The sequence below is a fragment of the bacterium genome (genome assembly GCA_040755795.1).
Lineage (GTDB): Bacteria > UBA9089 > CG2-30-40-21 > CG2-30-40-21 > SBAY01 > JBFLXS01.
On the sequence record JBFLXS010000204.1, the window covers coordinates 1 to 7068 of the forward strand.

Sequence of the window (7068 nt, forward strand, 5' to 3'; positions counted from 1 at the left end):
GGTCTGACAGAAGAAGAGGCATATCTTAAGATTCAACGCTACTCAATGGATAAACGCATATCTCTTCGAGAAGTCGCAGAGGCAATTATTTTAACACAAGAGATGAAAAGAAAGAAATGAGGCGCCAGCCAGGTATTATGAAAGAAAAAATCAGTTTAGAACAATGTATTGAAGAACTTGAGGATATGTTCCTCCGTGAAAAGGAAGAGTATCTTTACGAATTTATTCTTCAAGCACTTGAAATAGTAGATAGTAGTCAGTCAGTAAAAAAACAGAAAGTAAACGAAAGGGACAAAGTTTAAGATGCGAGAACTCAAACCGGAGATTGTAGTTTTTTGCTGCCATAACTCCATCCCAAAAGCAGTTAATCTTGAAGAGGTACAAAAAAGAACCAACCTCAAACTAATCAAAATGCCCTGCTCAGGGAAAGTAGAGGTATTATACTTGCTTAAGGCATTGGAGTCTGGAGCTGACGGGGTGCTGGTAGCTGGGTGTTTGGATGGTATCTGTCAGTCCCTGGAGGGCAATCTGCGAGCTAAAACAAGGGTTTCCCAGGCTAAGAAATACCTGGAGGAGATTGGGATTGGACAGGAGCGGCTTCAGATAAGCCAGTTGGATTCATCCAGTCAACAAGCCCTGGTTGAGGCTGTAAACAGGCTGGTGGAGCAAATTAATGATTTAGGACCGAATCCACTGAGTAAGATTTGCTAATTGTTAATTGAGGAGATTAAGATGCCTGAGAAGTATCATATCGAGGTAAAACCAACATCACCAAGATGGACACCTGTGGGTAAGATTTCTGCGATTGAAAAAGACGGCTGTTTTGGCTGTGCCAGATGTGCTAAGAAGTCTTGTGTTTATGATATCTATCGCAACCGTAAGTTTGATTCTAAACAGATGTGTGATACCATTGATTATCTGTGTAAGATGTGTTTTCGTTGTGTGCAGGAATGTAAGGGCAGAATCCTTTCACGAGCAGTAAATCCAGAGTTTTTGCAACTTGGAGACCAATACTGGAAACCGAATATAATTGCTACTATCTGGTATCAGGCAGAGACAGGTAAGATTCCAGTTTCAGGGGCAGGCTATCGAGGACCTTTTTCAGGGCCTGGATTTGATTCGATGTGGACGGATATGTCTGAAATTGTGCGTCCAACCCGTGATGGGATTCACGGCAGAGAATACATCAGCACCTCAATTGACCTGGGCAGAAAATTAGTCAGACTGGAATTTGCCAAAGATAATTCCCTTATCTCTATGCCGCCACCAATCCTGGATATTCCTATGCCCATTATCTTTAACCCTTTCCCATGGGGGAAGATAAATAAAAATGTCAGATTGGCTCTGACTAATGCTGGCTTTAGCCTTGGAATCCCTATGATTATTGAGTCAGAGGAATATTTTGATGAGTTGAGACCCTATGATTCTATCATTATGCCCCAGTTCACTCCCAAATCCTTTGAAACTCATAAAAATATACTCAAGCGAGTTCGGTTGTGTGAGTTCATTTACGAAGATTCGATTATGAATTATGTCTCAAAGGCTAAGGAGATTAACCCGCAGGTAATTGTTTCTATCAGGGTTAAGTTAAACAAAGAGGCAGAGGTTGTAGCTCAGCAATTAACTCAGGAAGGGGCAGAGATTATTCACCTTTATGCTGATTATCAGGGTAAGGAATACGAAGAGGCTTCGCCCCGCTTTATTAAGGATGCTATTCGTAAGGTGCATCTGAGATTAGTAGAAATGCAGATGCGGGATGAGGTAACGATTATCGCCTCCGGGGGAATAGGATTGGCCGAGCATTTAGCCAAGATAATCATTTGTGGGGCAGATGGCGCGGGGATTGATTTGCCACTTTTAATCGCCCTCGAATGCCGTCTTTGTAAAAGGTGTACTAATAACTTGAGTTGTCCGGTTGAGATGGAAAATATCGATACAAAATGGGCAACTCAACGGATGATAAATCTAATTGGAGCCTGGCATTCGCAGTTAATCGAGGTTATGGGGGCAATGGGTATTCGTGAGGCGCGCAGGCTTCGCGGTGAGGTTGGTCGAGCGATGTTTTTTGAGGATGTAGAAAAAGAGACATTTGGACAGTTGTTTGGAGGGAGACAAAAGGATGGCAAATAATATAGGAATGGAGGTAAAAATAGCACCATCAAGGTTTAGAAACCCGCTTTCAAAGTATATCATTCGCAGAAGCCCGCGATGTACTAAATGCGGCAAGTGCGTTGAGGTCTGCAAGTTTGGTGTCCATCAACGCTCTGGCGTAGCTTTCTGTCGAGCCCAGGAGCATAGATGCATCGGGGAGTCCTGTAATGCCTGCATAGAACAGTGCCCTGAGAAAGCCCTATCCTTAGCGGTTAACCCGTTAACTGCGGTCTTAGGTGATTACCGCTGGACTTCAGACCTGATTCTATCTACATGGTATCAGGCAGAAACAGGTAAACTGCCACCAGTAGGGCTTGAATACAAGGTGGGTAATTCTGGCGGCGGCTTTGATAAACTGCGATTCAAATTCCCAAAAGAGAAGTTTAACCTCAAACCAGAAGAGATTTCTACCTGCATTCCACTTAACCGCAAGGGTGATAATGCCCATCAGATTGAAATAGGCATCCCAATCTATGGTGGAGGAATGTCCTTTGGTTCGGTCAGCCTTTCTACAATGTTAGGTAAGGCTAAAACCGCCAAATTCTGGAATACCTTTACCTGCACAGGTGAAGGTGGGTATCCAGAGGTATTAAACCCGTATGATAACCATGTCATTACTCAAGTTGCTACCGGGTTGTTTGGGGTGCGTGAGCAAACCATTCAACGGGTGCGGATAGTTGAGTTTAAATATGCTCAGGGTGCTAAACCAGGGCTGGGTGGACACCTGCTTGGAGATAAAAATACCCCTGCGGTAGCGGCAATGCGAGAGGCTGTGCCAGGAACATCTTTATTCTCTCCCTTCCCCTTTCATTCGGTTTATTCGGTAGAAGACCATAAAAAGCATGTGGATTGGATAAAGGCAATAAATCCTGCTGTTTTAGTTTCGGTAAAGGTATCTACTCCGACGGATGTAGATATGGTAGCAATAGGAAGTTATTACGCTGATGCCCACATTATCCATTTAGACGGTAGTTATGGCGGAACAGGTGCCGCACCCGATATTGCCAAAAAAAATATTGCTATGCCCATAGAATATGCCATCCCAAAGGTGCACAGGTTTTTGGTAGCTGAGGGTGTCCGTGACAAGGTAACCCTGATGGCTTCAGGAGGAATACGCACCGCTCACGATGTAGCTAAAGCTATTGCTCTGGGTGCAGATGGCGTGATAATTGGAACAGCAGAATTGGTTGCTCTTGAGTGTGTTAGATGCGCTAATTGTGAATCAGGCAGAGGCTGTGTGCGAGGTATTGCTACTACTGACCCGGAATTGTCGGTGATGTTTGATGCAGAATGGGCAGCACAACGAATAAGTAATCTTTTGACTTCCTGGCGTAATCAGCTGGTAGAAATACTTCAACACCTTGGAATGAAAAGTATAACTGAATTAGTCGGTAAAACTGACTGCCTGTATCATATTGATTATGAGGAGAAATAGAAATGACTATTCGCAAGGCTGATGAAGAAGGCGGCTGTGGAGTAGTGGGATTTATCTGCTCTGTGCCGGTTAGCGGCAAACACATCTTTGAGCCATCCATCCAGATGCATAATCGCGGCAATGGCAAAGGTGGTGGTATTGCCGCAGTTGGGTTTAATCCTGATGCCTTAGGGGTTAGTAAAGAGGTGCTTGAGAATAATTACCTCCTTCAGATTGCCCTTTTAGACCCAACCGCAAGGAAGGAAGTAGAGGATGAATTCATCACCCCATTTCTCAAGATAGCCTATTCAGGAGAGATTAGCACCGTAGGCGATTATCGAGAAATTGGGTTGGAGGTTAAACCACCCGATGTCTGTCGATACTTTGTGCGGGTAAAAGAGGATGTGCTATTCGAGTTTATTAAGAGGAATGGATTACAACAGATGGATTCCCGGCAGGCAGAGGATGAGTTTATCTACCAGAACACCTTTAGATTAAACCAGAGGTTTTATGCCTCCTTAGGTGAAAAAAGGGCATTTGTCCTGTCCCACGGAAGGAATATGATGATATTAAAAATCGTGGGATATGCGGAACAGGTAGTTCAGTATTACCAGTTAGAGGATTTTAAAGCTAATGTCTGGATAGCCCATCAAAGGTATCCGACCAAAGGACGGGTTTGGCATCCAGGTGGTGCTCATCCATTTATCGGATTGAATGAGGCACTGGTGCATAATGGTGACTTCGCTAATTATCACGCGGTCTGTGAATATTTACTTCAGCGAAATATCAGACCCTTGTTTCTAACAGATACTGAGGTATCAGTCCTTGTTTTTGATTTGTTAAATCGGGTTTATGGCTACCCATTAGAATATATCATTGAGGCTCTGGCTCCTACCACCGAGCTTGATTTTGACCTGCTGACAGAAGAAAAGCAGAGAATTTATCGCTACATCCAGGCTCATCACATTCACGGCTCTCCTGATGGTCCCTGGTTGTTTATCATTGCCCGCAATGAACCAGAAAAAAAACAATTCCAACTTATCGGCATAACCGATACCTCAATGCTACGACCGCAGGTGTTTGCTATCCAGGAGGGCGAGGTAAAGGTTGGGATTGTAGCCTCTGAAAAACAGGCTATTGATGCTATATTGCATAGTCTGGCAGAAGAAGACAAGCGATTTTGTCCAGTAGCAGATAAATACTGGAATGCGCGCGGTGGCAGTCATACGGACGGCGGGGCTTTTATCTTTACTCTAAATGGACAAAAGGAGTTTGTTTGCACAGATAAGTTTGGCAGGATAATCACTACCCCACCAGGACAAAAGCACGCTGATATGAGTCTTTCCCTCCAACGCGTTTCGTCACTGGATGTTATTGAGAGAAACCTGGTTGAAAAATCCATTCCAGAGCTCTTTTGCTATCTATGCGACTGCCTCAAGAACTGGGATTACAATACATTCCGGTGGTGTTGTCAGAAGATGGTAGAGATAGCAGGTAGAAGTGATGAGATGAGGGCAAAGATGCTTGAAGTAATTACATTGCTTAACGACCGGCACTACGATACCGCGGACAAGAAAAGAAGCTCTGTCATGCAGATACTCAAGCAAAGTTGGCATGAACTCTTCGAAGCAGTTCCTTATGTATCAGCAAACGCTACCAGCTCTTATCGCCGAATTGATTTTGAGCAAAGAGCTACCCTGAGACCTCCAATGGCTACAGAAGAGGTTTTGGTGGTCAATGCCCATAATTTTGCTCCAGAAGGCCAGGATTGCGATTCTCATCTGGTGGTAGCGGCATACAAAATGGGCTGGAAAAGATTTATTATCTATGGCTATCGTGGTCAGCGATTTTGCGGCTGCGGCTTGGGTCCAAACACCAAAGGGGTGCGAATTGATGTCTATGATTCCTCTGGTGATTACTTAGCCTCAGGAATAGACGGTTTGGAGATATATGTCCATAACAATGCTCAAGACCAACTCGGTCAAATTATGAAGGCAGGTAAATTGGTAGTATTTGGGGATGTAGGACAGACCTTTATGTATGGTGCTAAAGGAGGAGAGGTTTATGTTCTGGGCAATGCGGCGGGAAGACCACTGATTAATGCCGTTGGCAAACCAAGGGTAGTGATTAATGGGACATGTTTGGATTTCTTAGCAGAATCATTTATGGCTGGAGATCCTTTAAATGGCGGTGGCTTTGTCATCCTGAATGGAATTGAATTTGACCACCAGGGAAAGATAATCGAATTACCAACACCTTATCCTGGTTCAAACCTCTTCTCACTTGCCTCAGGCGGGGCTATTTATGCACGAGACCCTCACAAGAGATTGGTTGAACAACAGTTAAATGGCGGTGAGTTTGCCAGATTTACACAGGATGATTGGCAACTTATTCTCCCATATCTGCAAGAGAATGAACGGTTGTTTGGTATTTCGATTGAAGATTTACTTAAGGTAGATGGGATAGCGAAAAAACCAGAAGAGGTCTATCGTAAAGTCCGGGCTGTAAAATTAAAGGTGCTAACCGAAGAATTGGACGGGGAAAATTAGTTTAGTCAGACTTGTCTGAGTCGTCTGACGGTCATTGGTGTTATATGGAATTCGAGGAGTTAGTCAAAAGGTTTTCCTCTAAGATAAAGCATCTGGCATCAAAAACCTTTATTTCATCTCAGATGATTGATAGAGAAGACCTGTATCAGGAAATGGTTTATCACCTATGGGAAAGGTGGAGACGAGGTGAATTAGAGGGGAAAACAGATGCCTATATTATGGGTAGTTGCTATTTCTATCTAAAAAATTATCTCCGAAAAAACAAAGAGAAGACAAAAATAATAAGCCTTAATGAACCAATTGGTGAAGGGAAAGAAGAGATAGGTGAATTGATTCCTGACCAAAAACCACTCATTGATGAAAGGATTGATGACATCCTCTTTGTCCGTAGGATAATGCAAAAGGGATTAAAACAACGGGAAAAAGAGGTCGCCACTTTTCTTTCTGAAGGTTGGACATTAAGAGGGATTGGGGAAAAGTTAGGTATATCCCATGTGATGGTATTGAAGATAAAGAAAGATATAGAGAAAAAAATTAAAGCACAGGGCAAACCTTGCTTGTCCCAATAAAAACACAAGAGCATCACTATCCCAGGTCAATTTCGGCCATAACGGACATTGCCAGATATATTTCATGTTCTATACCACCCTATGCAATCTTGCGTCTCACTAAATATACACAAACAATTTTGCGTCTCACAAAACCGCCAGAATGAGACACAAACTATTTTATAGCATATTTCAAAGAAAAAGGCAAGATAATTTTAACACTTGCCCCAAAAATTCCACCTGTGGGGTTACCAAAATGGACAATTTTTTACTTTATTCTGTAAGAGTTCAGGTAGGATATAAAAAATAAGGAGAAAGGGAGAAGATGGAGAAGTGGAGAAAAGAAGAGTTAACTGATAGGATTATTAATGCCTGTAGCAGTGGATAAAGAAATAGGGTTACTGGT

Annotated in this window: 7 protein-coding genes; all 7 read left to right on the top strand. The window is 43.1% G+C overall.

Going from position 1 to position 7068, the window contains the following annotated elements:
* The coding region (locus AB1414_12785) for an ANTAR domain-containing protein (protein ID MEW6608297.1) at positions 1-120 on the top strand (120 nt) is incomplete at its 5' end.
* A 17-nt stretch (positions 121-137) separates the two neighbouring features.
* Positions 138-302 carry a hypothetical protein gene (locus AB1414_12790; GenBank protein ID MEW6608298.1) on the top strand — a complete coding sequence of 55 codons (165 nt, stop codon included), beginning with the start codon at positions 138-140 and terminating at the stop codon, positions 300-302.
* A gap of 1 nt (position 303) precedes the next feature.
* Positions 304-711, top strand: coding sequence for a hydrogenase iron-sulfur subunit (locus AB1414_12795; GenBank protein MEW6608299.1), 408 nt, complete (start codon positions 304-306; stop codon positions 709-711).
* A 21-nt stretch (positions 712-732) separates the two neighbouring features.
* Entirely contained in the window at positions 733-2130 is a 1398-nt protein-coding gene (locus AB1414_12800) for a glutamate synthase-related protein (GenBank protein MEW6608300.1), read from the top strand.
* Entirely contained in the window at positions 2120-3586 is a 1467-nt protein-coding gene (locus AB1414_12805) for an FMN-binding glutamate synthase family protein (protein ID MEW6608301.1), read from the top strand. Before AB1414_12800 ends, AB1414_12805 begins: the two co-directional genes overlap by 11 nt.
* Positions 3587-3588: 2 nt before the next feature.
* Complete coding sequence (locus AB1414_12810) at positions 3589-6114, top strand: glutamate synthase (GenBank protein MEW6608302.1); 2526 nt, start codon at positions 3589-3591, stop codon at positions 6112-6114.
* A 44-nt stretch (positions 6115-6158) separates the two neighbouring features.
* Positions 6159-6683, top strand: a complete 525-nt coding sequence (locus AB1414_12815; protein ID MEW6608303.1) for a sigma-70 family RNA polymerase sigma factor — start codon at positions 6159-6161, stop codon at positions 6681-6683.
* The last annotated feature ends 385 nt before the right edge of the window (positions 6684-7068 follow it).

Bases quoted from the DNA above. Each gene is read 5' to 3' on its own strand.
- AB1414_12790 (MEW6608298.1), top strand. From the start codon at position 138: ATGAAAGAAAAAATCAGTTTAGAACAATGTATTGAAGAACTTGAGGAT.
- AB1414_12795 (MEW6608299.1), top strand. From the start codon at position 304: ATGCGAGAACTCAAACCGGAGATTGTAGTTTTTTGCTGCCATAACTCC.
- AB1414_12805 (MEW6608301.1), top strand. From the start codon at position 2,120: ATGGCAAATAATATAGGAATGGAGGTAAAAATAGCACCATCAAGGTTT.
- AB1414_12810 (MEW6608302.1), top strand. From the start codon at position 3,589: ATGACTATTCGCAAGGCTGATGAAGAAGGCGGCTGTGGAGTAGTGGGA.
- AB1414_12815 (MEW6608303.1), top strand. From the start codon at position 6,159: ATGGAATTCGAGGAGTTAGTCAAAAGGTTTTCCTCTAAGATAAAGCAT.
- AB1414_12800 (MEW6608300.1), top strand. From the start codon at position 733: ATGCCTGAGAAGTATCATATCGAGGTAAAACCAACATCACCAAGATGG.